Source organism: Variovorax sp. VaC1 (assembly GCF_043658315.1).
In the GTDB taxonomy this organism is placed as follows: Bacteria; Pseudomonadota; Gammaproteobacteria; order Burkholderiales; family Burkholderiaceae_C; genus Variovorax.
Map to the genome: position 1 here is coordinate 1,444,820 of NZ_JBIGLT010000001.1, position 25,609 is coordinate 1,470,428.

The window sequence follows — 25,609 nt, forward strand, 5'->3', positions numbered from 1 at the left end:
CGCGCTCAGGCGCGAGGAGGTTTTTCGGGAACGCCGGGCACAAGGACCCGCAGGGCACTGGGTAGCGGCACCAGGTCCGCCGCCGGCAGATGCGGGAAGGCCACGGCGGTAGCCGAAGGCATCAGCGCCGCAGCCTGGCAGGCACCGCAGGTGCCGCACTTGTGGGCGGTATCGCCGTCCGGTATGGCGTGGTCATGTGAAGAAGACGCGGCGTGCACCGCCTGCGAGGCCAATGGCAGCGACGGCGACGATGGTGCGCAAAACGCCTGGGACACGGCCGCGAACCCCTGGAAGGGAATCGCAAGCATCAACGCCCACAGAAGCCACGCACGGAAACGACACATGCCAAAAATTTTATCGGCGCGTCGTCCGCCGGAGATTACATGTTGGTAATGTGTGCGACCCATGACGAAGGCCTCCGTGGACACCTCACAGCCACCCGCAGCGCCGGTGCCCGCATCGGCGATCCAGCCCGTTTCGTTCGCCGAAGCCCTGCGCTTCTGGTTCAAGCTGGGCTTCATCAGCTTCGGCGGACCGGCGGGGCAGATCGCGCTGATGCACACCGAGCTGGTCGAGCGCCGGCGCTGGATCAGCGAAAAGCGCTTTCTCCATGCGCTCAACTTCTGCATGCTGCTGCCCGGCCCCGAGGCCCAGCAACTGGCGACCTACATCGGCTGGCTGATGCACCGCACGAAAGGCGGCATCGTGGCCGGTGCGCTGTTCGTGCTGCCCTCGCTGTTCATCCTCATCGCACTGTCGTGGGTCTACCTGCGCTTCGGCAACGTGCCGGTGGTGGCGGGCATCTTCTATGGCATCAAGCCGGCGGTGACGGCGCTGGTGGTGCACGCGGCGCATCGCATCGGCACCCGCGCGCTGAAGAACGGGTGGATGTGGGGCATCGCGGCCGCGGCCTTCATCGCCATCTTCGCGTTCGACACCCCGTTCCCGGCCATCGTGATCGGCGCCGGCCTGATCGGTTACTTCGGCGCGCGATGGCACCCGGAGGTGTTCGCGATCGGCGGCGGCCATGGCAGCGCCAGCAAGAGCTACGGCCCCGCGCTGATCGACGACGACACGCCACCGCCGCCGCACGCGCGCTTTTCGCGCTCGCACCTGGCCAAGGTGCTGGGCGTCGGGCTGGGCCTGTGGTTGCTGGCGATGGGCGCGCTCGTCGCCGTGCAAGGCCTGCACGGCACGCTGACGCAGATGGGCTGGTTCTTCACCAAGGCCGCGCTGCTGACCTTCGGCGGCGCGTATGCGGTGCTGCCGTACGTCTACCAGGGGGCCGTCGAGCAGTACCAGTGGCTGTCGGGCGCGCAGATGATCGATGGCCTGGCGCTCGGCGAAACCACGCCCGGTCCGCTCATCATGGTCGTGGCCTTCGTCGGCTTTGTCGGCGGGTGGCTCAAGCAGGCGCTCGGGCCTGAAGCGCTGTTTTTGTCGGGCGCGCTGGCGGCCAGCGTGGTCACCTTCTTCACCTTCCTGCCGTCGTTCATCTTCATCCTGGCGGGTGGCCCGGCCATCGAGGCCACGCACGGCCGGCAGGGCTTCACGGCACCGCTGTCGGCCATCACGGCCGCGGTGGTGGGCGTGATCCTGAACCTGGCACTGTTCTTCGCGTACCACGTGCTCTGGCCGCAAGGCTTCGGCGGGCACTTCGACGTGGTCTCGGCCGTCATCGCGGTGCTGGCCGCCGTGGCGCTGTTCCGCTTCAAGATCGGCGTGATGCCGCTGCTGGGCCTGTGCGGCGCCGCAGGGCTCGCGATCACGCTGCTGGCGCCGGGCCTGCGCTGACCGCGGCGTTCAGGCCGCGGCGGTGGCCCGGTACCAGTCGATGCCGGCGTCGTCCGTGTCGCGGGCGATTTCGCCGCGGTGCAGCAGGTAGTTCAGACACGCCAGGCTTTCGCCCGTCGCCATGCCCAGCAGCGGAACGTCGGATTCGGCGATGGCGCGCGCGAACAGGCTGCCGAACACATCCACTGCGCGCTTGGGGGTCTTCAGCGCGTTCTTCAGGCGGTCGAGCGCGCGTTCCTGGCCCGTCTGCAGCCTGTCGATGCGCGCATGCAGGCCGCGAAAGCATTCGTTGTGCGATGGCAGCACCAGCACGTCGTCGGGAATCTCGCGCTTGAGCTTGGCCAGCGACGCGAGCCAGTCGCCCATCGGGTTGGCGTCGGGCTCGACGGGCGACACCGACACGTTCGACGAAATGCGCGGCAGGATCTGGTCGCCCGAGATCAGCACCTTCAAGTCGGGGCAGTACAAGCAGGCATGCTCCGGTGAATGGCCGTTGCCGGTCACCACGCGCCAGTCGTGCGCGCCGATGCGCAGCGTCTCGCCGTCACGCAGCCGCCGAAAACTGTCGGGCAGCGGATGGATGTGCTTGCCGAAGTTGCCGAAGCGCGTGCGGTAGGTCTCGATGGCCGCGTCGCCCCAGCCGGCGCGCCGGTAGAAGCCGATGGCGTCGTCGGGCGCCTCGCGGCCGGTGTCGGACACCATCACGCGGCACATCATGTATTCGGCGCGCGTCATCCACAGCCGCACGCCGAACTTGCGCGTGAGCCAGCCGGCCATGCCCACGTGGTCGGGGTGCATGTGCGTCACGAAGACGCGGGTCAGGCCGCGCGTGTCGGGCGAGTTGGCGAACAGCTCGCGCCAGACGGCCACGGTTTCTTCGGTGCGCACGCCCGTGTCCACCACGGCCCAGCCGTCGCCGTCGTCCAGTGCCCACAGGTTGATGTGATCGAGCGAGTAGGGCAGCGGCATGCGTATCCAGTGCACGCCGGCCGCCACCTCGATCGATTTGCCGCGTTGCGGAAGCTCCGCAAAGGGATATATGAGCTTGCCCTTGGCCGCTTCCGCCGTTTCTTCCAGACCGTCCATCGTGTGTATCTCCTGAGAGGTGGATTGTGACGCCGGCCCGCGCCGCGTGCTCCATGCGCCGATGCAGCGGAACCGATAATGCGCGGTTGCCCGATACCCACCATCAACGAAGCGAGGCCGCGTGAAATTCATTCATGCCGCGGACATCCATCTCGACAGCCCCTTGCACGGCCTGAGCGCGTACCCCGACGCGCCCGCCGCACTGCTGCGCAACGCGTCGCGCGACGCGTTTTCCCAACTGGTCGAGCGCGCGATCGAAGAGCAGGTGGCCTTCGTCGTGATCGCCGGCGACCTGTACGACGGCGACTGGAAAGACCACAACACCGGCATCTTCTTCAGCAAGGAGATGGGGCGCCTGAAGCGCGCGGGCATCCGGGTGTTTGTGCTGTTCGGCAACCACGATGCCGAAAGCGAAATGACCCGAAAGCTCACCTTGCCCGACAACGTGCAGAGCTTTTCTTCGCGCAAGCCCGAGGTGCACCGGCTGGACGACCTGAAGGTCGCGCTGCATGGCCAGAGCTTCAAGGACAAGGCCATCACCGACAACCTCGTGCTGCGCTACCCGGAGCCCGTGGCCGGCTACTACAACATCGGCGTGCTGCACACGGCGCTGGAGGGCTACAGCGCCCATGCCAACTACGCCCCGTGCTCGCGGGCCGAACTCAATGCCCGGGGCTACGACTACTGGGCGCTGGGCCATGTGCACGAGTTCCAGCACTGGTCGGAGCAGTCCGAGATCGTCTTCCCCGGCAACCTGCAGGGGCGGCACATCCGCGAGACCGGCCGCCGTGGCGCGGTGCTGGTGACGGTGGAAGAGGGCCGCACGCAGGTCGAGCGGCTCTACCTCGATGTGCTGCGCTGGGAGTCGGTGGCGGTCGATGCGTCGGAATGCCATTCGATGGCCGACGTGGCCCGCCAGGTCGGGCGCTCGCTCGAAGACCTGCTGCAGGTCGACAGCCACGTGCCGCGCGCCGTTCGGGTCACGCTGATCGGGCGCTCGCGGGCGCATGGTGCGCTGTTCGGCAAGGCGCATGAACTGCGCGCCGAAGTGCTGGGGCAGATCGCGGCCATCGGCAACGAACGGCTCTGGCTCGAAAAGGTGAAGCTCGCGACGCGGCCTTTCGATGTGGTGAACGATGTCGGCGCCCGCATGGACGCGATTGCCGACCTGCAGGAGATTCTTGGCGAGGCGGCAGCCGACCCGGCCTTTCTGGAACAGTTGCGCAGCGAGTTGCAGCCTTTCTTCGGCAAGGTGCCCGCCGACGTGAAGGAAGACGTGCCCTTCCTTGCGCTGGCGCGTGAGGGCGATTTCAGCGCGTTGCTCGCGCATGTCTCGCCGGCATTGCTGGCCAGCCTGATGGACGGGGAGTGATGGCGATGCGCCTCAGGCAACTGCAACTTCTCAAGTACGGCAAGTTCGATGGCACGTCCATCGAATTCGCCAAAGCCGCGTGCGATTTCCACGTGATCGTCGGGCCCAACGAGGCCGGCAAGTCGACCGTGCGCAATGCCATTTCCGAGCTGCTGTTCGGCATGCCGCTGCGCACGAAGCTCGACTTCAGGCATGCGCTCACCGAGATGCGCCTTGGCGGCGCGCTGGAAAGCGAAGCGGGCGACACGGTCTTTCACCGGGCGCGTGGAAGAACGCCGCTGCGCACGCCGGACGACGCCACGCTGCCCGAAAACCATCTCGCGCCCTTCCTCGGGTCCGCCGACAAGGCCTTCTTCGAGCAGATGTTCTGCATGGACCACGAGCAGCTTGTCGAAGGCGGCAAGAGCATCCTCGATGGCTCGAAGGACGTCGGGCGCGTGCTGTTCCAGTCGGCGGCCGGCATCGCGAGCCTTGGCCCGGTGCGCGAGGCGCTGGAAAAGCAGGCAAGCAGCCTGTGGGCGCCGCGCAAGGCCAGCAGCGACTATGCGCAGGCCGCGCAGCGCCTGGACGAAGCCAGCGCCGAGCTGAAGAACGCACAGGTCAAGACGAAGGTCTGGAGCGATGCGAGGAGCGCGCTGGACGAGGTGCACGGCGAGATCGCCACCGAAGAAGCCCGGCGCCAGTCGCTGGAAGCGGTGCGCTCCCGGCTGGAGCGCGTGCGGCGGCTTGCGCCGTTCCTGCTCAAGCTGCAGAGCCGCGAAGCCGAACTGGCGGCGCTCGCGGAACAGGGCGAGGTGACCGAGTTTCCGTCCAGTGCCCTTGTCGACCTGAACACTGCCGCGGCCGAGCTGGCGTCCGCCGAATCTCTCCTGCAGGCACGCACCGCCGACGTGAAGACGCTGCAGGCCGCGTGCGACGAGGTGTCGTTCGACCGCACCGTGTTGGCGTTCCGCAAGGACATCGAAGCGCTCGACGCGATGCGAAGCCTGTGCGTGAACCATCCGCGCGACCTGCCTTTGCGGCAGGCCGAAGTCGACCGGCTGCTCGAAGAAGCCAGGGCCGCCGCCGCGCAACTGGGCTGGCCGGGGGACGAGGCCGGCATTCGCGCCAGCTTGCCGACCGCGCTGGCGCTGAAGGCCGTTTCGAACCTGTTGCGAGACCGTGGCGCGGTGCACCAGACGATGCGCAGCGCCGAAGAAGCGGTGCGGCAGAAGACGGCAGACCTCGACGGCGACCTCGCGGAGCTGCAGGGCCTGCAGGCCTCGGAAGTGCCGATGGCATTGCGGCAGGCGCTCGATGAAGCCTTGCCGCTCAAGAACAGCGGTGCCCGGCTGCGGACCTTGAGTGCCGGGGTCGAGCAGGCCAACGAGCGGCTGAACCACGCGCTGGCGGCGCTGGGCCGCTGGCGCGCGCCGGTCGACACGCTGCGTGCCATGCAGGCGCCGTCCACCGCGCGAATCTCGGCGCTGCAACGCCAGCGCCACGAGGCCGCGACGGCGTGTGCGCATGCGCGCGAGAAGCTGGACGAATCCCATGCCGAAACGGCCCGCCTCGAACTCGAGGTGGCGCAATTCGAGCACGCACACAAGGTGGTCACGCCGACCGAAGTGCGCGAGGCGCGCGCGAACCGCGACGTGACGTGGACATCGATCAAGCGCGGCGATGTGCCGGTCGCCGCTGGTGCGCCCGTGCTCGATGCGGCGATCCGTCTGGCGGACGAGCTGGTCGATTCGCAGCTCGGCACCGCGACCGATGCAGCAACCCTGCAAGGCATCAGGCAGCGGCTGGAACGGGCGAAGGCCGATGTTCCGCGCTGCGCGCAGCAGCTTGCCGAACGCACGGCCACGCTCGAAGAAATCGACCGGAGCTGGTCGACGGCGGCAGCCGCTGCCGGCTGGACGGACATGCCGCTGGACGATGCCGCCGACTGGCTCGGCAAGCGGGCCGAGGCGCTCGAGGCGCAGGACATGCTGGCGCAACGGCAACGCGATCTGGACGAAGAAGCCTCGGCCTCGCGCCGCGCATGCGAGGCGCTGGCTTCGGCGCTCAAGGGTGCGGCGGTAGCCATTCAGGCCGAAGACGATCTCGCTGCGCTTTGCACGGCGGCCAGCCTCCATGTGAGCCATGCCGACGCGATGCACGCCCGAAAGAGCGGGTTGCAGCAGCAGGTGAAGCAGGCGCAACGCGCGCTGGAAAGCCTGAAGGCGAACGCCGAATCGGCCAAGCGCGAGCACGAGGCGTGGACGCTCCAGTGGTCCGCGGCCCTGCGCAGCGCGACGCTGCAAGCCGCTTCCGCGACCTTCGCCGAAGCCGAAGGCGCGGTCGAACTCGCGAACCTGGCGGCCGACCGGCTCGACAAGGCGGACGGCATCCGCCGCGAGCGCATCGACACCATGCGGGCCGACCTGGAAAGGTTGGAGGCCGAGGCGCGGCGGCTCGCGGCGCAACTGGACCCGGCGTTGCTTTCGCTGGGCGACTGGCCCGAAGTGTCCCGGCGCCTGTCGCAACGCCTGCAGGAAACGACCAGCGCGGCGCAGAAGGCCGCGCTGGCCGAGACCGCGCTGCAAGCGGCGCAATCGCAGGAGCGCGAGGCCGGCCTTCGCGTGCGCACCGTGCACGCGCGGCTCAAACCTTTGCTGGACCTGGCCGGCGTCGAGTCCGCGGCCGCGGCGCTGCCGCTCGTGGAGCGTTCCGACAGGCAGCGGGCGCTGCGCCAGGAGCTTGCCGAGGCGCGCGAGGCGCTCATTCAGGACGGCGACGGCTTGACCCGCGAGGCCATCGAAGCCGAGATTTCGGGGCATGCCCCGACCGAGGTGATCGGGCTGCTCGAACAGGCCCGCAATGACCTTGCCGCCGTGACCGAACGCCTGAACCTGCTGGTGCAAAAGCGCGTGACTGCCGAGCAGGCTTTTTCGGCCATCGCGGGCCAGGCCAATGCCGCAACCGCCGAGGCACGGCGGCAGGAAGCGCTGGCCGCGATGGGCGAGGTTGCCGAGCAATACCTGGAGGTGGCGACGGCGGGCAAGCTGCTCAAGTGGGCCATCGACCGCTACCGCGACCGCAAGCAGGGCCCGATGCTCCAGCGCGCCAGCACGGTGTTCTGCGAACTCACGCTGGGCGACTTCACCAAGCTGGGTGTCGACTACGAGAAAGACACGCCCGCGCTCTACGCCCGCCGCAAGAGCGGGCAGGTGGTCGAGGTTTCGGGCCTGAGCGAAGGCACGCGCGACCAGCTCTACCTGGCGCTGCGCATCGCCGCGCTGGAGCTTCATCTGGAGAACGCGAAGGCATTGCCCTTCGTGGCCGACGATCTCTTCGTCAACTTCGACGACGCACGCGCCAAGGCCGGGCTGCGGTCGCTGCGCGAGCTGTCGACGCGAACGCAGGTCGTGTTTCTCACGCACCACGATCACCTGTTGCCCTTCGTGCGCGAAGTGTTCGGCGACGGCGTGAACATCATCGAGCTTCAAAGGGAGACGGTGGCTGGCGGATGAATTGCGGAACCTCCGGGCAGCGTGGGCCTCTTACCCAGTTTTTCTGCTGTTCCGATGAATGAAATCCGCGATGCCGCCGCCGAGCTTTCCCGTTTTCGCCGCCGTGTGGTGGTGGTCGGCTGTGTGGTGCTGTTCGGGTTCGGGCTGATCGGGGCGCGCCTGGCGTACCTGCAGGTCATGCGCCACGAAGAGCTGGCCGACCGGGCCGAGAGCAACCGCACGGCCATCGTGCCGGTGGTGCCCAACCGGGGGCAGATTCTTGACCGCAACGGCGTGGTGCTGGCGTCGAACTACGCGGCCTACACGCTGGAGATCACGCCGTCGAAAGCGGGCGACCTTCACTCGACGGTGGAAGAGCTGGGCACCATCGTCGAGGTCTCGGCCAAGGACCGGCGCCGCTTCCAGCGACTGCGCGAAGACTCGCGCAGCTTCGACTCCATCCCCATTCGCACGCGCCTGAGCGACGAGGAAGTGGCGCGCTTCGCGGCCCAGCGCTATCGCTTTCCGGGCGTCGAGATCAAGGCGCGCCTGTTCCGCACCTACCCGCATGGCGACGTGGCGTCGCACGTCATCGGCTACATCGGCCGCATCAACCAGCGCGAGAAGAACGCGATGGACGACTGGGAAGAAGAGGAGCGTGCCAACTACCGGGGCACCGACTACATCGGCAAGCTCGGCATCGAGCAGAGCTACGAAAAAGCCCTGCACGGCCAGACCGGTGTGGAGCAGATGGAGACCTCGGCCGGCGGCCGTGCCGTGCGGCAACTGGCCCGCCGCCCGGCCACGCCGGGCCAGACGGTGATGCTGTCGCTCGACATCAAGCTGCAGAAGCTGGTCGAAGACATGTTCGGCGACCGCCGCGGCGCGCTGGTCGCCATCGACCCCAAGACCGGCGAGGTGCTGGCCTTCGTGAGCAAGCCCACCTTCGACCCCAACCTGTTCGTGGAAGGCATCGACACCGAGAGCTGGAAGGCACTGAGCGAGTCGATCGACAATCCGTTGCTGAACCGTGCGCTGCGCGGCACCTACCCACCGGGCTCGACCTACAAGCCCTTCATGGCCATGGCGGCGCTGCAGACCGGCACGCGCTCGGCGGAGAAGGTCGAGAACGACCCCGGCTTCTACAACTTCGGCGGCCGTACCTTCCTCAGCCACCGGGGCGGGCTGGGTGGCGTCGACATGCACCGCGCCATCCAGTTTTCGAGCAACACGTATTTCTATTCGCTGGCCAGCGAGATGGGTGTCGACCTGATCCACGACTTCATGGCGCCGCTGGGTTTCGGGCAGTTCACCGGCATCGACCTGATCGGCGAATCGCGCGGCGTGCTGCCGAGCAAGGCCTGGAAGCGTGCCGCGTACCGGCGCCCCGACATGAAGACCTGGCACGCCGGCGAAACCATTTCGCTGGGCATCGGCCAGGGCTACAACAACTTCACGATGCTGCAGCTCGCCTCGGCCAATGCCACGCTGGCCAACGGCGGCGTGCGCTACCAGCCGCATCTGGTGCGGGCCATCAGGGACACGGTCACCGGAGAAGTGGTGCGTCAGGTGCAGCCGCCGGCCCAGGACCTGGGCTACGCGCGCAAGCACGTCAACGTGGTACGCGATGCGATGGTGGCGGTCACCAAGGGCGGCACGGGCACCCGCGTGTTTGCCGGTGCGGCGTACACCTCGGCCGGCAAGACGGGCACGGCACAGGCCGTGAGCCTGGGGCCCAAGGCGCGGGCCAGCGGCAAGGCGCTCGAAGCACGACAGCGCGATCACGCGCTGTACATGGCCTTTGCGCCGGCGGAGGCGCCCACCATCGCGGTGGCGGCCATCGTCGAGAACGCGGGCTTCGGTGCGGCGCATGCGGCGCCCATCGTGCGCCGCGTGTTCGACTACTGGATCTCCGGGCAATACCCGAACGATGCCGACATGGCGGCGGTGCGGGTGGGACGGGCCGCCGCGCCCATCGGCCAGCCCTTGTCGGCGAGCGACGTGCAGGCCTTCGAGGCGCAGGCGGAAGCGGAAGAGGGCGTCGAAGAAACTTCAGCGCTCTGATGAGTGGGCGGGGGCAGGCGCCGCGCGGCCGGGGGAGCGAGAGAAGGGCGCTCAGCCCACCGCTTTGATGAGCCGCTCGCGCCCGGCCTTCGCCAGCATCGAGGCAACGGCGCACGAGGCGAGCCGCGCGGGCTCGGAGTCGGCGCGGCTCGTCAGGATCACGGGCACCTTCGTGCCCAGCACGATCCCCGCGGCATAGGCGCCGGCCAGGAAGGTCAGGCTCTTGGCCAGCATGTTGCCGGCGTCGAGGTCGGGCACGATCAGCACGTTGGCGCGGCCCGCCACCGGCGAGCTGATGCCCTTGATGCGCGCGGCCTCGGCGTCGATGGCGTTGTCCATGGCCAGCGGCCCGTCGAGCTGCGCGCCGGTGATCTGCCCACGGTCGGCCATCTTGCACAGCACGGCGGCATCGAGCGTCGAAGGCACCTTGGCGTTGACGGTCTCGGTGGCCGAGAGCAGCGCGACGCGCACCGCCGGCATCCGTAGCGCATGCGCCAGATCGATCGCGTTCTGGACGATGTCGACCTTTTCTTCGAGCGTGGGCGCGATGTTGATGGCAGCGTCCGAAATGATGAGCGGCTGCGAATGGCCGGGCACGTCCATCACAAAGCAATGGCTGATGCGGCGCGATGTCCGCAGGCCGCCTTCGCGGCGAACCACGGCGCCCATCAGTTCGTCGGTGTGCAGGCTGCCCTTCATCAGCGCATCGACCTCGCCGCGCAGCGCCATGGCAACGGCCAGGTCGGCAGCGGCGTGGCTGTGCGGTGCATCGACGATCACGAGGTCCGAAGGATTGGCGCCGATGGCCAGCGCGGCCGCTTCGATGCGCGCGCGCGGGCCGATCAGCACGGGCGCGATCAGCCCCAGCCGCGCGGAGGCGAGCGCTGCTTCGAGCGACACCTCGTTGGTGGGGTGGACCACGGCGACGCGCAAGGCAGGCAGCTCGCGCGCTGCCACGATCAGGCGGTCATAGTGCGGATGGGCGGCGGGGGTGGGCGATGTCATGCGGGCGGGTCCTGGCGGCAGGTTGCTGTGGCGGGCTATGGCTATGTCTGGATGTACGCGTCGGGCGGGATGTCTTGCCGCGGCGGTTGCGGCTCGCCCATCATCTCGCGCAGGGTCGCCTCGATGGTGCGCGACATCGCATCGAGCGCAAGGTCGTTGGGCTCGGTGCCGAAAGGCTCTTCGATCTCGGCGCCCAGGGCTTCGAGCGCGAAGAAGGTGTAGGCGATGAAGGCGACCACCACCGGCGTCATGGCACCGATGGCGTCCACCATGCCGAAGGGCAGCAGCACGCAATAAAGGTAGATGGTGCGGTGGATGATGACGGCGTAGGTGAACGGAATCGGCGTGCTCGCGATGCGCTCGCAACCGCCCAGCGCCTCGGTCAGCCGCCCCAGCGGCACTTCCATGGCCTGGGCCAGCATCGGGTCGAGCCGGCCCTGCCGGCGCTGGTCGCGCAGCCATTCGCCCACCATCAAGAGCAGCACGGCCGGCTTGAAGCGCGCGGCCTGCAGGCGCGCGCAGTCTTCCGGCGGAAGCAGGCGCGCCAGGTCGGCGGCCGGGTCGCTGCCGCGCAGCTGATGGCGCAGTGCATGCACGAAGGCGATGAGCCGGGTGGCCAACACGGTGGCTTCGGCGGGCGCGTCGGTCAGCGTCAGGGCCTGGCGCACCAGCGAGCGGGTTTCGTTGAGCAGCGCGCCCCAGAGCGTGCGCGCTTCCCAGTAGCGCGAATAGCTCGTGCTGTTGCGAAAGCCCAGGAAGATGGCCAGCGTCAGGCCGATGAGCGAGAAGGGCACGAAATTGAGCGGCACCTTCCAGTGAAACACCTGCCCGTGCAGCACGGTCACCAGGACCGCGAAGGCGGTGGTCCAGAGCAGCTGCGGCGCAATGTCCGGCAGGACCGAGCCGCGCCACACGAAGAGCATGCGCAGCCAATGGGGGCGGGGTCGGACGATCATCGGTCGGCCATTATCCCCGCCCAGGCCCAGTGCGGGCCGCGCTCAGTTCAGGCTGCTGCGGCCTTCGGCGCGAAGCCCAGCATAGCCTTGACTTCGAGGAATTCGCCGAACGCGTGATCGCCCCATTCGCGACCGTTGCCGGACTGCTTGAAGCCGCCGAAGGGCGCGCTCAGATCGAGGGCCGCGCTGTTGATGTTCACCTGCCCGGCGCGCAGACGCGAGGCGACCTTTCTGGTCGCTTCGGGGTCCGAGCCCGACACGTAGGCCGCCAGGCCGTAGGGCGTGTCGTTGCCGATCTCGACGGCCTGCTCGACCGTGTCGTAGCCCAGGATCGTCAGCACCGGGCCGAAGATTTCTTCGCGCGCCACGGTCATCTGGTTGTTCACGTGGCCGAGCACCGTGGGCTTGACGTAGTAGCCGGTTTCCAGGCCCACGGGCTTGCCGGGGCCGCCGGCCACCACCGTGGCGCCTTCCTCGATGCCCTTGTGGATCAGCGTCTGGATCTTGTCCCACTGCGCCGCCGACACCACCGGGCCCAGCGCCGCGCCGCTGGCCGGGTCACCGACCGTGGTGGCTTCCGCCGCCGCCTTTGCGATGGCCAGCGCCTCGGCCATGCGCGCGTTGGGCACCAGCATGCGCGTGGGGGCGTTGCACGACTGGCCCGAGTTGCCCATCACGCCGCGCACGCCCGCCGTCACGGCGTGCTGGAAGTCGGCGTCTTCCAGAATGATGTTGGGCGACTTGCCGCCAAGCTCCTGGTGCACGCGCTTCACGGTCGGTGCGGCATTGCGGGCCACTTCGATGCCGGCGCGCGTGGAGCCGGTGAACGACACCATGTCGACCTCGGGGTGGCTGGAGAGCGCCGCGCCCACTGTCGGCCCGTCGCCGTTGACGAGGTTGAAGACGCCAGCAGGCACCTGCGCCGCGTCCATGATCTCGGTCCAGATCACGGCCGAGAACGGCGCGATCTCCGAAGGCTTGAGCACCATGGTGCAACCCACGGCCAGCGCCGGCGCCACCTTGCAGGCGATCTGGTTGACGGGCCAGTTCCAAGGCGTGATGAAGCCGCACACGCCGATCGGCTCTTTCACCAGCAGCGTGCTGCCGCGTGCCTCGTTGAACCTGTAGTTCTTCAACACTTCCAGCGCTGTCTGCAGATGCGCAAGGCCCATGGCGGCCTGTGCGTCCCGGGCCAGCGCGGCGGGTGCGCCCATCTCCTCGGTGATGGCGGCGGCCATGTCGGCATAGCGCTTCTTGTATTCGGCAAGGATGCGTTCGAGCAGCGCGGTGCGCTCCTGCACGCTGGTCTGCGAGTAGTCCGCGAAGGCGGCGCGCGCGGCACGCACCGCGCGGTCGACGTCGGTGGCCGAGCCCATCGAGATCCGGCCGGCCGATTTTTCAGTTGCGGGGTTGATCACATCGATGGCCTTCGGCTGGGCGGGGTCGACCCAGCGGCCGTCGATGTAGAACTTCAGGTAGTCGCGCATGTCTCTTTCTCCTGGTGGGTGGCTGTGTGCCGGATGCAATCGTTGTGCATCACAGAATACATCGATGAACGGCCGCATGGAGAAGAGCGTGGAAGAGGGCCGTTGTGTTCCATTTCGGGACAACACCTCTGCCGGAGGTGGCTTGTACCGAGGCCCGCAAGAGGCGGATGATGTGCTTCGCAGAGCACGTCGAGCACATCATGGAAGCGCCGAAAGACCCGCCCCCGATCTCGCCGCGCATGGCGGTCACCTACGCGATCGGCATGCCGCTGGCATTGCTTGCACTGATCTTCTTGCCCGCGGGCTCGATCGGCTGGCGGCCGGGGTGGGTGTTCCTTGCGGTGCTGGTCCTGGGCTTCGGTGTTTCGGCGCTGGTGATCGCGCGGGTCAACCCGATGATCTACCGCGCGCGCAGCCGCTTCCAGCCGGGCACCAAGGGGTGGGACAAGGCGCTGCTCGCGGTCATCCTGCCGGCGATGGCGGCGATATTGCCTGTCGGGGCACTCGATGCGGGGCGCTATCACTGGTCGAGCGCGCCCGATCTGGTCGTGGTGCTGGGCTATTTCCTGATGCTCAAGGGGATCGTCGTGACCGGATGGGCGCAGGCCGTGAATCCGTTCTTCGAGCCAGGCGTTCGCATCCAGTCCGAGCGGCACCAGCGCGTAATCGACACCGGGCCTTACCGTTTCGTTCGCCATCCGGGGTATGCCGCGGCGCTCGCGTTGTTCTTCGGCATGGCGCTTGCGCTGGGTTCGTGGTGGGCGCTGGTGCCGGCTGCGCTTGCCTCCTTGGTTCTGGTGGTGCGGACGGCTCTGGAAGACCGCTTGCTGCAAGCCGGGCTTTCGGGGTACGCGGACTATGCGCGCTGTGTTCGATGGCGGCTGTTTCCCGGCGTCTGGTGATGGCTGATGAACCTTGAATCTTGTTCCCGACCGTTGCGCCGGTTACCCTTGTTCTCATGCTCAGTATTCACGCAGACACTTCCCACGTGATCCAACTGGCCGTGGGGCCATCGTTCATGCTGGCGGCCATCGGGGGCACGCTGACGGTCCTCACGAACCGCCTTGCGCGGGTGAACGACCGCATGCACAAGTGCCGGGACGAACGCGACGAGGCCGTGCCGGCCAAGTGCATCGACATCGACACCGAACTCGGCACGCTCAATCGCCGCGCCAAGATCCTCAACGGGGCGATCTCGACGGGGGCGCTGTGCGGCGTCATCGTCTGCCTGCTGATCGGCTCGCTGTTCGTGGCCAACGAACTCGAGCTGGCCTTCGACCGTCCGGTCGCGGTGCTTTTCGTCGTGGCCATGCTCGCGCTGATCGCCACTTACGCGCTGCTGCTGGTCGAGGTCTTCGTGACCCAGCGCAGCATCAATCCGACGTAGCGTTTCGGCCAGGGCCGGGTCGAATTGCGCCGGTCTTCTCCTAGTCGTCTTCGTGCACGCGGTACTGGTCCATCAGCGTTCGCTGGACAGTCGGCGGCACAGCTTCGTAGTGCGACAACGCGATGGTGTAGCGGCCCTGGCCGCTGGTCATCGCGTTGAGCCGCGACTGGTAGTTGGCCAGCTCGGCCTCGGGCACCTGTCCGCCGACAGCCACGGTGCCGCCGCCCACAGCGGACGTTCCGGTGACCAGCCCGCGCCGCGACGACAGGTCGCTCACGACGTCGCCGACGGAATGCTCGGGCACGGCAATCTCGATCTGGACGATCGGCTCGAGCACGACCGGCTTGGCCTCGCGGATCGCGGCCATGAAGGCCTTGCGGCCGGCGGTCGCGAAGGCGATGTCCTTGCTGTCGACGCTGTGGTGCTTGCCGTCGTGCACCACCACGCGTACATCGACCACGGGGTAGCCGGCAATCGCGCCGCATGCCAGCACCTCGCGCACGCCTTTTTCGACAGCGGGGATGAACTGGCCCGGAATGGCACCGCCCCTGACTTCGTCGCCGAACTGGAAGCCCGCGCCGCGCGCCATCGGCTCGATGCGCAGGAAGACTTCGCCGAACTGGCCGGCACCGCCGGTCTGCTTCTTGTGGCGGTGATGGCCCGCGGCCGGCGCGGTCACGGTCTCGCGGTAGGCGATATGCGGCGCCCGCGTCTGGACCTCGAAGCGGTACACCTCGCGCAGGCGCTCGAGCACGATGCGCAGGTGGAGTTCGCCGAGCCCGTAGAGCACCGTCTCGTTGGTCACGGCCACATGCTCGATGCGCAGGCAGGGGTCTTCGGCCGTGAGCTTGCCGAGAATCTCCCAGGCGCGCTGCTCGTCGCCACGGCGCTTGGGCTCCACGGCCAGGCCGTACACCGGCACCGGAAACGCCAGCGGCGCGAGATGGACATGGCTGTCTTCGGCGGCATCGTGCAACACGGCGTCGAAATGAATCTCGTCGACCTTGGCCACCGCCACGATGTCGCCCGGCACCGCGTGCGACACCTCGACATGGTCCTTGCCCTGCAGCATGAACAGGTGCCCCACCTTGAAGGGCTTGCGGCCGTCGCCGATGTAGAGCTGGCTGTCGCGCGTGACCGTGCCCTGGTGCACGCGAAAGATGCCCATCTTGCCGACATAGGGGTCGATGGTGACCTTGAACACATGCGCCAGCACGTGCAGTGACGGGTCGGGCCTGGCCTCCATGGGCTTGGCCTCGGCACCTTCGCCAACGATGAAGTCCGGCGGGTTCGCCTCGGTGGGGTTGGGCAGCAGCTTGACGATCACGTCCAGCAGCTCGGCCACGCCGGCGCCGCTGCGCGACGAGACGAAGCACACCGGGATCAGGTGACCTTCGCGCAGCGCCTGTTCGAGCGGCGCGTGCAGCTCGGCCGGGTTCACGTCGCCTTCTTCGAGGTAGCGGTCGACGAAGGCCGCGTCGACCTCGACCACTTGCTCCACCAGCGCGCGGTGCGCCGCTTCGACAGGGCCGAAGTCGGACTGCCCGAAGCGGTTGAAGAAGCAGTCGATCACCTGCTTGCCAACCCCGTCGGGCAGGTTCAGCGGCAGGCATTCGCGGCCGAAGGTCGCCTGGATGTCGGCCAGCAGGCCCGCCAGCGAGACGCCCTGCGAGTCGATCTTGTTGACGATGATCATGCGGGCGAGGTGACGCGAGGCCGCGTATTCCATCATGCGCACCGCCATCGGCTCGATGCCGGTGGCGGCATTGATGACCACCGCCGCCGTCTCGACCGCCTCCAAGGCCGGCAGGCTCTGGCCGAGAAAGTCGGGGCCGCCGGGCGTGTCGATGAAGTGGATGCGGGTGCCGGCGTGCGTGAGGTGCATCACCGATGCGTTGAGCGAGTGCTGTATGCGTCGCTCGAGCGGGTCGTGGTCGCTGACGGTGCTGCCGCGCTCGATGCTGCCGCAAGCTTTGATGGCACCCGCCTTGAACAACAAGGCCTCGGCGAGGGAGCTTTTGCCGGCGGCCGCTGCGCCAACGAGCGCCAGCGTTCGCACTGCTTCCATTTCGGCCGCGAGGCCGTTCGATCGGCTTGGCATGGCTGGACTCCTTTGCACGTCCGGAAGGCCGGCCCGGCGGCCTGCTAGGGCCCGGGCACGGCGCGTGGACGTCGGGCCAGCGTACGGGATTGACCGTGCCGATGCAAGCCGGTGGCCGGCGCGTGGGTCCATTCCCCTTCGAACAAGCCGGCCAGACCGGGCCGGCTTTTCACTGCGCTCGCGCGCTGCAGCAGCCCTCAGCCCTGCTTGCGCATCGCGAAGCAGGCCCCCGCCACGAGGATGAAGGCCCCGATGATGACCTTCTGCCAGGTGCTCGGCACGCCCGCCAGGATGAGCACGTTGTTGATGAGCGTGACCAGCACCACGCCGAGCAGCGTGCCGCCCACGGTGCCGCTGCCGCCGGTGATGCGCGCGCCGCCGAGGATCACGGCGGCGATCACGTCCAGCTCGTTGCCCACCAGGTCGAAAGGGTTGGCCAGCCGCGTGCTCGACACATGCACGATGCCCGCAAGGCCCGACAGGAAGCCCGCGTACGCGAACACGAAGATGTGAACGGTGCGCAGGTTGTAGCCCAGCCGCTCCGCAATCGCCAGGCTGCCGCCGATGGCATACACCGCGCGGCCGATCAGCGTGCGGTTCAGCAACCACCAGGTGAGAAGCGCCGCCCCCACCAGCACCAGCACGGTGGCCGGCAGCACCGCATGCAGGCCCTGCGGCGTGTCGAAGCGCCAGAGCGCGAGCTTGCCGAAGGCGTCCATCGGCAGCGGCACGTTCATGAAGAACACGGTGCCGACAAAGGTCAGCAGGATGCCGCGGTACAGGTACTGCGTGCCGATGGTCACGATCAGCGAGGGCGCCTTGAGCCAATGCACCAGCAGGCCGTTGAGCACGCCGAGCAGCGCGCCGCTGGCCGCGCCCGCCACCAGCAGCAGCGCGATCGGTGCTTCCGGAAAGTAGTTCAGCACGAGCTTGGTGATGCTGTACATCGTGAGCGCGGCAATCGCCGCGAACGACACGTCGATGCCGCCCGCAGCCAGCACGATCAGCACGCCGAGCGCGAACAGGCCCAGCACCGTGCAGGCGCGCACGATGTCGAACAGCACCGGCAGCTGGAAGAAGCTCGGGTTGATCGCGCCCACCACCAGGCTCACCAGCACGATCAGCGCCAGTGTGAAGACCGAGGGGCGTTGCGCGAGCCATTGGCGCCAGGACGTACGGGCCTTGGGTTCGGGCGCCGTGGGCACAGCGGTGGTGTGCGCTTGCATGGTGGAAGCCGTCATGAGAATGCGGGAGAGGGGGTATCGGAAACCAGCGCGCGGTACAGCTCGCTTTCGGGCAGGCCTTGCGCGTCGAAGTCGTGGGCGATGCGGCCCTTGCGCATCAGCAGGATGCGGTCGCAGTTCTGCAGCAGCTCCTGCAAGTCGTCGCTGACCAGGATCACGCCCAGCCCTTGTTCGGCCAGCCGCTGCACGATGCGGTAGATGGTGTCCTTGGAGCCGACGTCCACGCCCACGGTCGGGCCGTGCAGGATCAGCACCCGCGGATCGATGGCAAGCCAGCGCCCGATCAGCACGCGCTGCTGGTTGCCGCCCGAGAGCGACTGCACGGGGCGGTCCACATCGGGCGTGGCGATCTGCAGGTCGGCCACCGTGCGCTCGGCCAGCGCCTGGCACTGGCGGGCATCGAGTGCGCCGAAGCGGCCGCGCAGGCGGTTGAGCACGGCCGTGACGATGTTGTCGCGGATCGGCTTGTCGAGAAAAAGGCCCTCGCTGAGCCGGTCTTCGGGCACATAGCCGATGCCCTGGCGGATGCCGTCGACGGGGGTCTTCAGCACGATCTCTTTTCCGGCGAGCGCGATGCGGCCCCGGTCTGCGGCCTGCACGCCCGCGAGCGCCATCGCCAGTTCGTTGCGGCCCGAATCGAGCAGCCCGGTGATGCCGAGGATCTCGCCCTTGTGCAGCGTGAAGCCGACGTCGCTGAACTGCGTGCCGCGGCCCAGTGCCTCGACCTTCAGCAACGCGTCGCCGTCGTGCGAGCGGTGGCGGTAGCGTGCGCCGTCGAGCTGCTTGCCGGTCATCCAGTGCGCGAGCTCGGCCTTGGTGAAGTCCTTGATCGGCCCCTGCGCGACCTTGGTGCCGTCGCGGAACACGATGGCCTGGCCGCCCATGGCCATGCACTCGTCGAGCTTGTGGCTCACGAACAGCACCGCCACGTCTTGCGCGCGCAGCGCCTCGACCACGTGCACAAGGTTGTCCACTTCCTTCTGCGTGAGCGAGGTGGTGGGCTCGTCCATGATGACCATGCGCGCCCGCGTGGCCACGGCGCGGGCGATCGCCACCAGCTGGCGCGTGGCGATCGGCAGCTCGTCGACGCGGCGCGCCAGGAAGGCGGCGTCGGTCGGCAGCTTCACCGTCTGCAGCGCGCGCACGGCCGTGGCCGCCACCGCCTTGCGGTCGAAGCGGCGCGCCAGCTTGCCGCTGGTGCTCACCAGCTGCTCGCTGAGCGCGACGTTCTCGGCCACGCTCATGTTCGGCAGCAAGGAGAGGTCCTGGTAGACCGTCTCGATGCCGAGCGTGAGCGCCTGCAGCGGCGACAGCGCATCGTGCGGCTTGCCGTCGATCACGATGCGGCCCTGGCTCGGCGGCTGCGCACCCGAGATGATCTTGATCAGCGTGCTCTTGCCGCAGCCGTTCTCGCCGAGCAGGTGGTAGATCTCGCCGGCCTCGATGGTCAGGTCGATGCCGCGCAGCGCATGCACACCCGCAAAGCGCTTGTGCACGTCCTGCACTTCAAGAAAGACGCGGCGCCCCGCCGGCGCGGCCGGGGCGTGCGAGGCGCGTGGGGAGGGCGCTGCTGCAAGGGTCATGGTTCGCAGGCTCAGAAGGCGTACTTCTTGTAGTTCTGCTTGTCGACCTCGACCCAGGCCTGGCCCGTGACGATGATGCCGACGCCCGGGCCCTTCTTGACCGAGACCTTGTTGTAGCCCGGCACGCCCATGTCGGCGCCGTCGGTGATGGTCTTGCCGTCGATCAGCATCTTGGCCGCCTTGTTCATGACGAGGCCCGCGTCCTTCGGGTCCCAGAAGGCGATGCCGCCCACCGCACCCGATTCGAGGAACTTGGCCGCCTCGCTCGGCAGGCCCGTGCCGAACACGCAGACCTTGCCTTGCAGGCCGGCTTCTTCCACGGCGCGGCCGATGCCCAGCACGTCGAGCGACGACGAGCCCTGGAAGCCCTTCAGGTCGGGGTGCTTGCGCAGCATTTCCTTGGCCTTGCCGTAGGCCTTTTCTGCATCGTTGAGCGATTCGTTCTTGGCATCGACCAGCTGCATCTTGGGGTACTTCTTGGCGTTCGACGCGCCGCCGTCGGCCCACTGCACCTGCGACTGGCTGCCCAGCGAGCCGACCAGCGAGGTCCACTTGCCCTGCTGGCCCATGCAGGCTGCCAGGCGCTCGTTGATGCGCGCGCCGTAGGCCGTGTTGTCGAAGGCCTCGATGTCGACCATGGTGTTCTTCTGGTTGTCGGCCTCGTGCGTCACGACCTTGATGCCGCGCTCCATCGCGCGCTTGAGCACGGGCTCGAGCGTGGGCGGGTCCATCGAGACCACGGCGATGGCATCGACCTTCTTGGCCACCAGGTCTTCGACCAGGCGCTGCTGTTGTGCGGCGTCCGACTGGGCCGGGCCGATCTGGCGCGTGACCACGCCCGGCGTGTTGGCGCCGAACTCCTTCACGCCCACTTCCATGCGGTTGAACCAGCTGATGCCCGTGATCTTGACCACGGTGACGATGTCTTGCGGCTTGCCTTGCGCGTGCAGTGCCGAGGCAAAGGCCACGGTGGTCAGTGCGAGTGCGGTGTAGGCGATCTTTGTTTTCTTCAGCATCTCTTTTGTCTCCTAGCCCTCGAGGTTTCTTTGCGTCGCGCCAGGAGGGGGCTGATGCGGCGGTGCGCTGGTGCGCGAAGTGGAAAGAAAGGCACGCAGGTCCTGCAGGCCGAAGCGCCCGTAGGCCAGGAAGAACAGCAGCAACAGGCCCCAGGCGCAGTCGCGGAAGAAGTTGGAGATTTCCAGCAGGTTGAAGGTGCTCGACAGCAGCTGCAGCGCCACCGCCGAGAAGAACAGGCACACCATGCGTCCGTAGCCGCCCTGCGGCCGCACGCCCGCCATCACCGTGATGAGGATGGCGATCAGCAGGTAGGAGTTGCCGTAGTCCGACTTCACGCTTGCGGTGCGCGCCGCGATGATCACGCCGGCCACGGCCGCGAGGAAGCCGCACAGCGCATAGGTGGCGATCAGCATGCGGGCCTGCGAGATGCCGGCGTAGCGCGCCGCCTTGGCGTTGGTGCCGAGCAAAAACAGGCGAATGCCGAAAGGGCTCTGCCGCAGCAGCCAGCCGACGGCCAGCAGCAGGGCAAGGAAGATCACGAACGGAATCGGCACGCCCAGCACCATCTCGTTGCCGATGGCCGAGAGCGCCTCGGCATCGCCCACGCGCAGGCTCGAACCACCCGTGAGCACCACGGCCAGGCCGGTGTAGAGCAGTTGCGTGCCCAGGGTGCAGAGGATGGGCGTGAGGCCCGCCTTCGCGATCAGTACGCCGTTGAGCAAGCCGCCGGCCAGGCCCACCGCCAGCGCAACGGCGGCGAACCAGCCGGTGTAGAGCCACGGCGACACATCGGGTGCGGCCAGTTGCGGCGCGAGCGTGGCGGCCACCACGCCCGCCAGGTTGGCCAGTGCCACGCCCGACAGGTCGATGCCGCCATTGCCCGAGATCATCGACAGCGCCACGCCCATGGCCAGCAGGCCGAGTTCGGGCAGCTGGCCGCCCATGGACTGGAAGTTGTAGACGTCGAGAAAGTCTCCTTTGGAGAGCACCGTCGCCACCACGAGGATGAGTACGTTGATGCCAACCAGAAAGTTGAGTTCGCGGTCTGAAAACTTGAGCTTCATGGGCAGGGTCCTGGTCCTGTCAGACGGCTTGGGCGGTTTGGGCTTGGCTCAGCAGCGCATCGACCTCGGCGCGCGTGGGCATCGAGGGCGCCGTGCCGGCACGTGTCACCGAGATGGCGGCCACCGCCGCACCGAAGCGTGCCGCCTCGCGGGCGGTGGCGCCTTCGGCCAGCGCGGTTGCAAAGCCGCCGTTGAATGCGTCGCCGGCGCCGGCCGTTTCCTTCACCGCGCCGGCGCGGAACACCGGAATGTGCTCGGAGCCGCTGGCGCTGTGCAGCAGGGCGCCCTTGTCGCCGAGCGTGATGAGCGCGCAGCCCACGCCCTTGGCCAGGAAGAAGTCGCCCGCGCGGCGCGCGTCCTCGATGGTTTCGACGGGCATGCCGCTCAGGGCTGCGGCTTCGTGCTCATTGGGCGTGATGTAGTCGCACAGCGCATAGAGTGCGTCGTCGAAGGGCAGGGCGGGCGCGGGGTTGAACACCGTCACCGTGCCGGCCTCGCGTGCGATCTCCAGCCCGCGGCGCGCGGCGGCGGCCGGTTGTTCGAGCTGGGTGACGAACACACGCGCGCCACGGATCGCGTCGGCCGCCGCATCGACGTCGGCGGCATCGATCAGCGTCGCGGCGCCCGGCACCACGATGATGGCGTTGTCGCCGGTGACTTCATGCACGTAGATGAACGCCGCACCGGTCGGCTGCGTCGTCACTTGCGGCGCGCGCGGCGTGATGCCTTCGCGCGACCACAGGGCGAGCGCGTCGTTGCCGAAGGCGTCCTGCCCCAGCTTCGAGATGAACGTGACGACGGCGCCCGCGCGCGCGGCCGCCACGGCCTGGTTCGACCCTTTGCCACCCGGGCCCATCGCGAAGCCCGAGCCGGCGATGGTCTGGCCCACGCCCGGAAGGCTGGATGCGCGGAATGCGAGGTCGGCGACGAAGATGCCGAGCACGGCCACGCCGTGCTGCCTGGAAGTGACGACGCTCATGGGGTCAGGCCTGCGGCGCAAGCACGCCCTTTTTGAAGATGAAGCAGCCGTAGAAGCGGCGCTCACCGGTGGCGATCACGCAGTAGGCGCGGCGCGCGGCTTCGTAGAAGGCGAAGCGTTCGATGGAGCCCAGCGGGCGCACGCGCCCCTCGGCCATATTGATTTCGCGCTGCATCTCTTGCTGCACCGGCGGGATCTCGTGCGGCTGGCCCATGATTTCCATGCGGCGTGCCGGATCGTCCACCGCCTCGTCGAGCGGCAGCACCGACAGGATGGCGCGCGCCGCCTCGGTGGTGCCCACGCCGTCGATGCGCAGCAGCCGGCCCAGCGTGGTCTGGCGCGCCACCGAGTCGGCCGGAAAGTTGGCATCGCACAGCACCAGTTCGTCGCCATGGCCCATGGCACGCAAGGCGTACAGCACGTCGGCGTTGAGCAGTGGATGGATGGACTTCAGCATGTTGTCTCCTGCAAATGGAACTGTTCTTGTGGTCGCAATTCTTAGTTAAGGAAAACGTTTGCGCAAACGTTTGCTATTCGGGGATTTCCCTTGGTTTCGGTGTGCACGCCACGTTCATTCGCCATAGGGAATCCAGATGTTCTTGATCTGCGTGGCATGCCGCAGGAACAGCGGGCCCTCGGCGGCCGCGCCGTCGTGCCAGTCGGTGGCCAGGCCATGGTCGACCAGCGTGCGCTTGAGGTTGCCGATCGACAGCCGCTCGGCGGTGCGCGACAGCTCCTTCGCGCCGAACACCCAGAGCGCATCGACGTCGTCGTGCTCGGCCAGCGTCTGCGCAAGGCTCGCGGCAGGGCCGGTCACGAGGTTGACCACCCCGGCCGGCAGGTCGGAGGTTTCGAGCACCTGGTAGAAGTCCGTCGCGACCAGCGCATGCTTTTCGCCCGGCACGATCACCGTGCGGTTGCCCATGGCGAGCAGCGGTGCGAGCAGGCTCACAAAGGACAGCAGCGGCGCCTCGTCGGGGCACACCACGCCGACCACGCCGATGGCTTCGACAGTGGCCAGCGCCACGCCCCGCAACGGCGGCACGTGCACCGTGCCTTCGTACTTGTCGGCCCATGCGCCGTAGGCGAAGAGGCGGCTTACCGAGGCATCGACCTCCGCGTGCGCGGCGCGTGCGGCCACGCCAGTCAGGCTGGCGATGCGCGTGGCGAATTCACCGGCGCGTGCCGAGAGGTTTTCAGCCAGGTAGTAGAGCGCCTGGGCGCGGCGGTGCGGCGTGGCGGTCGACCAGCTTGCGGCGGCGCGCGCAGCGGCCACGGCATTGCGGATGTCTTTGCGATTGCCGCTGCCCACCTCGCCGAGCCGTTGGCCGGTGGAAGAGAACACGGGATACGACAGCTCTCCATCGGGGCGCACCTGCTTGCCGCCGATGAACAGCTTGGCCGTGCGGTCGATGGCCGGGAGCCCGGCAGCGGTCGGCGCCTTGTCTGCTTCGTTGGCCGCTTGAGGCGTCGCAGTGGCCGAACGCGGCTTGCGCTCCGACCACGCGCGCGGCTTCAGGTATTCGTAGCAGCCCTCGCGTCCGCCTTCGCGGCCGTAGCCCGATTCGCGATAACCGCCGAAGCCCACGCCCGCGTCGAACAGGTTGGTGGCGTTGACCCACACCACGCCGGCCTGCAGCTGCGGTGCGATCCCCAGCGCAAGGCCGATGGTCTCGCTCCACACGCTGGCTGCGAGCCCGTAGCGCGTGTTGTTGGCCAGTGCCACCGCTTCGTCGGGCGTGCGGAAGGTCATGGTCACCAGCACCGGCCCGAAGATCTCTTCGGTCGCGACGGTGGAAGCCGGGTGCACGCCCGTCAGCAGCGTGGGCGGAAAGAAGCTGCCGCCCGCGGGCAACGCGCCCGGTGGCTGGTAGCAGGCCGCGCCTTCGCGCACGCCGGTGGCCACCAGCGAACGCACGCGTTCGAGTTGCAAGGGGTCGATCAGGCTGCCGATGTCGATCGCCTTGTCCAGCGGCGAGCCCACGCGCAGGCTTTGCATGCGGCGCTTGACGCGTTCGATGAAGTCGGCCGCAATGCCTTCCTGCAGCAGCAGCCGCGAGCCGGCGCAGCACACCTGGCCCTGGTTGAACCAGATGGCATCGACCACGCCTTCGACCGCGGCGTCGATGTCCGCGTCGTCGAACACGATGAAGGGCGACTTGCCGCCCAGCTCCAGCGTGAGCGACTTGCCCGAGCCTGCGGTGGCCTCGCGGATCAGGCGGCCCACGTCGGTCGAGCCGGTGAAGGCGATCTTGTCGACGCCTTCGTGCGCGACCAGCGCCGCGCCCGTGGCGCCGTCGCCGGTCACCACATTCAGCACGCCAGCAGGCAGGCCGGCCTGCACCGCCAGTTCGGCGAAGAGCAGGGCGCTCAGCGGCGTGAACTCGGCCGGCTTGAGCACCACCGTGTTGCCCAGTGCCAGTGCGGGCGCGATCTTCCAGGCCAGCATGAGCAGCGGGAAGTTCCAGGGAATGATCTGGCCGATCACGCCCAGCGGCACCTGGTCGGCGAACTCGCGTTCCTGCAGCTGCGCCCAGCCAGCGTGGTGATAGAAGTGGCGCGCCACCAGCGGCACGTCGAGGTCGCGGGTCTCGCGGATCGGCTTGCCGTTGTCCAGAGCCTCGACCACCGCGAGCAGGCGTGCATGGCGCTGCACCATGCGCGCCAGGGCGTACAGGTGCCGTGCGCGGCCATGGCCGCCGAGTGCCAGCCAGCCGGGCTGCGCAGCGCGCGCTGCGGCAACGGCCGCGTCCACATCCTGCGCGGAGCCTTGTGCGATGCCTGCAAGGCGCTGGCCCGTGGCCGGCTCGGCCGTGTCGAACTGCGGGCCGGCCGATGCAGCGGTGAAGCGCCCGTTGATGAAATGGCCGAAGCCCTCGGCATGGCGCGCGAGCCATTGGCGGGCGTCGGTGTCGCTCTCTGGCGCGGGGCCGTAGTCCATGGTGTCGAAATAGCGTGCGACGCTGCTGCTGTTGTTGTTCTGGCTGCTGCTCATCG

19 protein-coding genes are annotated in these 25,609 nt (G+C 68.1%); 6 read left to right on the forward strand and 13 right to left on the reverse strand.

The window, feature by feature from the left end; genetic code table 11:
• Positions 1–5: 5 nt before the first annotated feature.
• A complete protein-coding gene (locus ACGLHS_RS06785; protein ID WP_394478039.1) occupies positions 6–407 on the reverse strand; it encodes a hypothetical protein in 402 nt (133 codons plus the stop codon).
• Here ACGLHS_RS06785 and chrA point away from each other — a divergent pair.
• A complete protein-coding gene (gene chrA / locus ACGLHS_RS06790) occupies positions 406–1,794 on the forward strand; it encodes a chromate efflux transporter (RefSeq protein ID WP_394478041.1) in 1,389 nt (462 codons plus the stop codon). The two genes, ACGLHS_RS06785 and chrA, sit on opposite strands and share 2 nt — an antisense overlap.
• Before the next feature lie 9 nt (positions 1,795–1,803).
• Here chrA and ACGLHS_RS06795 read toward each other — a convergent pair whose 3' ends face one another.
• Positions 1,804–2,880, reverse strand: a complete 1,077-nt coding sequence (locus ACGLHS_RS06795; protein WP_394478043.1) for an MBL fold metallo-hydrolase — start codon at positions 2,878–2,880, stop codon at positions 1,804–1,806.
• 121 nt (positions 2,881–3,001) lie between these two features.
• Here ACGLHS_RS06795 and ACGLHS_RS06800 point away from each other — a divergent pair, with 121 nt between their 5' ends.
• The 3 genes from ACGLHS_RS06800 to mrdA are packed head-to-tail and all read left to right on the forward strand — an operon-like array spanning position 3,002 to position 9,789.
• Positions 3,002–4,252 (forward strand): exonuclease SbcCD subunit D, encoded by a 1,251-nt coding sequence (locus ACGLHS_RS06800; protein WP_394478046.1) that lies wholly within the window; start codon positions 3,002–3,004, stop codon positions 4,250–4,252.
• The gene (locus ACGLHS_RS06805; RefSeq protein WP_394478048.1) at positions 4,252–7,746 is read left to right on the forward strand and encodes an AAA family ATPase; all 3,495 of its coding nucleotides are present in this window, start codon (positions 4,252–4,254) and stop codon (positions 7,744–7,746) included. Before ACGLHS_RS06800 ends, ACGLHS_RS06805 begins: the two co-directional genes overlap by 1 nt.
• A 54-nt stretch (positions 7,747–7,800) precedes the next feature.
• Positions 7,801–9,789 carry a penicillin-binding protein 2 gene (mrdA, locus tag ACGLHS_RS06810; RefSeq protein ID WP_394478050.1) on the forward strand — a complete coding sequence of 663 codons (1,989 nt, stop codon included), beginning with the start codon at positions 7,801–7,803 and terminating at the stop codon, positions 9,787–9,789.
• A gap of 51 nt (positions 9,790–9,840) precedes the next feature.
• Here the strand turns inward: mrdA and ACGLHS_RS06815 are convergent, their stop codons facing one another.
• Genes ACGLHS_RS06815 through ACGLHS_RS06825 form a run of 3 tightly spaced genes read right to left on the reverse strand, consistent with a single transcriptional unit; the run spans position 9,841 to position 13,237 of the window.
• Complete coding sequence (locus ACGLHS_RS06815) at positions 9,841–10,794, reverse strand: phosphate acetyltransferase (RefSeq protein ID WP_093239843.1); 954 nt, start codon at positions 10,792–10,794, stop codon at positions 9,841–9,843.
• Between the two features lie 41 nt (positions 10,795–10,835).
• Positions 10,836–11,750, reverse strand: coding sequence for a bestrophin family protein (locus ACGLHS_RS06820; protein ID WP_394478053.1), 915 nt, complete (start codon positions 11,748–11,750; stop codon positions 10,836–10,838).
• A gap of 47 nt (positions 11,751–11,797) precedes the next feature.
• Positions 11,798–13,237, reverse strand: a complete 1,440-nt coding sequence (locus ACGLHS_RS06825; RefSeq protein WP_394478056.1) for an aldehyde dehydrogenase family protein — start codon at positions 13,235–13,237, stop codon at positions 11,798–11,800.
• Between the two features lie 200 nt (positions 13,238–13,437).
• On the opposite strand from ACGLHS_RS06825, the gene ACGLHS_RS06830 reads away from it, so the two are divergent.
• Together ACGLHS_RS06830 and ACGLHS_RS06835 are read left to right on the forward strand one after the other, a co-directional pair.
• Positions 13,438–14,139: a methyltransferase family protein gene (locus ACGLHS_RS06830; protein WP_394478058.1), complete on the forward strand. Its 702-nt coding sequence runs from the start codon at positions 13,438–13,440 to the stop codon at positions 14,137–14,139.
• A gap of 86 nt (positions 14,140–14,225) precedes the next feature.
• Positions 14,226–14,624: a DUF2721 domain-containing protein gene (locus ACGLHS_RS06835; RefSeq protein ID WP_394478060.1), complete on the forward strand. Its 399-nt coding sequence runs from the start codon at positions 14,226–14,228 to the stop codon at positions 14,622–14,624.
• A gap of 40 nt (positions 14,625–14,664) precedes the next feature.
• Here the strand turns inward: ACGLHS_RS06835 and fusA are convergent, their stop codons facing one another.
• From fusA to ACGLHS_RS06875, 8 genes are all read right to left on the reverse strand, one after another.
• Positions 14,665–16,725 (reverse strand): elongation factor G, encoded by a 2,061-nt coding sequence (fusA, locus tag ACGLHS_RS06840; protein WP_394478062.1) that lies wholly within the window; start codon positions 16,723–16,725, stop codon positions 14,665–14,667.
• 197 nt (positions 16,726–16,922) lie between these two features.
• The gene (locus ACGLHS_RS06845) at positions 16,923–17,966 is read right to left on the reverse strand and encodes an ABC transporter permease (protein WP_394478065.1); all 1,044 of its coding nucleotides are present in this window, start codon (positions 17,964–17,966) and stop codon (positions 16,923–16,925) included.
• On the reverse strand, positions 17,963–19,552 hold the full coding sequence (locus ACGLHS_RS06850; protein ID WP_394478067.1) for a sugar ABC transporter ATP-binding protein: 1,590 nt from the start codon (positions 19,550–19,552) through the stop codon (positions 17,963–17,965). Before ACGLHS_RS06850 ends, ACGLHS_RS06845 begins: the two co-directional genes overlap by 4 nt.
• 11 nt (positions 19,553–19,563) lie before the next feature.
• A complete protein-coding gene (locus tag ACGLHS_RS06855; protein ID WP_394478069.1) occupies positions 19,564–20,568 on the reverse strand; it encodes a substrate-binding domain-containing protein in 1,005 nt (334 codons plus the stop codon).
• Positions 20,569–20,580: 12 nt separating this feature from the next.
• A complete protein-coding gene (locus ACGLHS_RS06860) occupies positions 20,581–21,633 on the reverse strand; it encodes an ABC transporter permease (RefSeq protein ID WP_394478071.1) in 1,053 nt (350 codons plus the stop codon).
• A 19-nt stretch (positions 21,634–21,652) separates the two neighbouring features.
• Positions 21,653–22,612, reverse strand: a complete 960-nt coding sequence (locus tag ACGLHS_RS06865; RefSeq protein WP_394478073.1) for a ribokinase — start codon at positions 22,610–22,612, stop codon at positions 21,653–21,655.
• Between the two features lie 4 nt (positions 22,613–22,616).
• Positions 22,617–23,069 (reverse strand): RbsD/FucU family protein, encoded by a 453-nt coding sequence (locus tag ACGLHS_RS06870; protein WP_394478075.1) that lies wholly within the window; start codon positions 23,067–23,069, stop codon positions 22,617–22,619.
• Between the two features lie 114 nt (positions 23,070–23,183).
• On the reverse strand, positions 23,184–25,607 hold the full coding sequence (locus ACGLHS_RS06875; RefSeq protein WP_394478078.1) for an aldehyde dehydrogenase family protein: 2,424 nt from the start codon (positions 25,605–25,607) through the stop codon (positions 23,184–23,186).
• Positions 25,608–25,609: the final 2 nt, after the last annotated feature.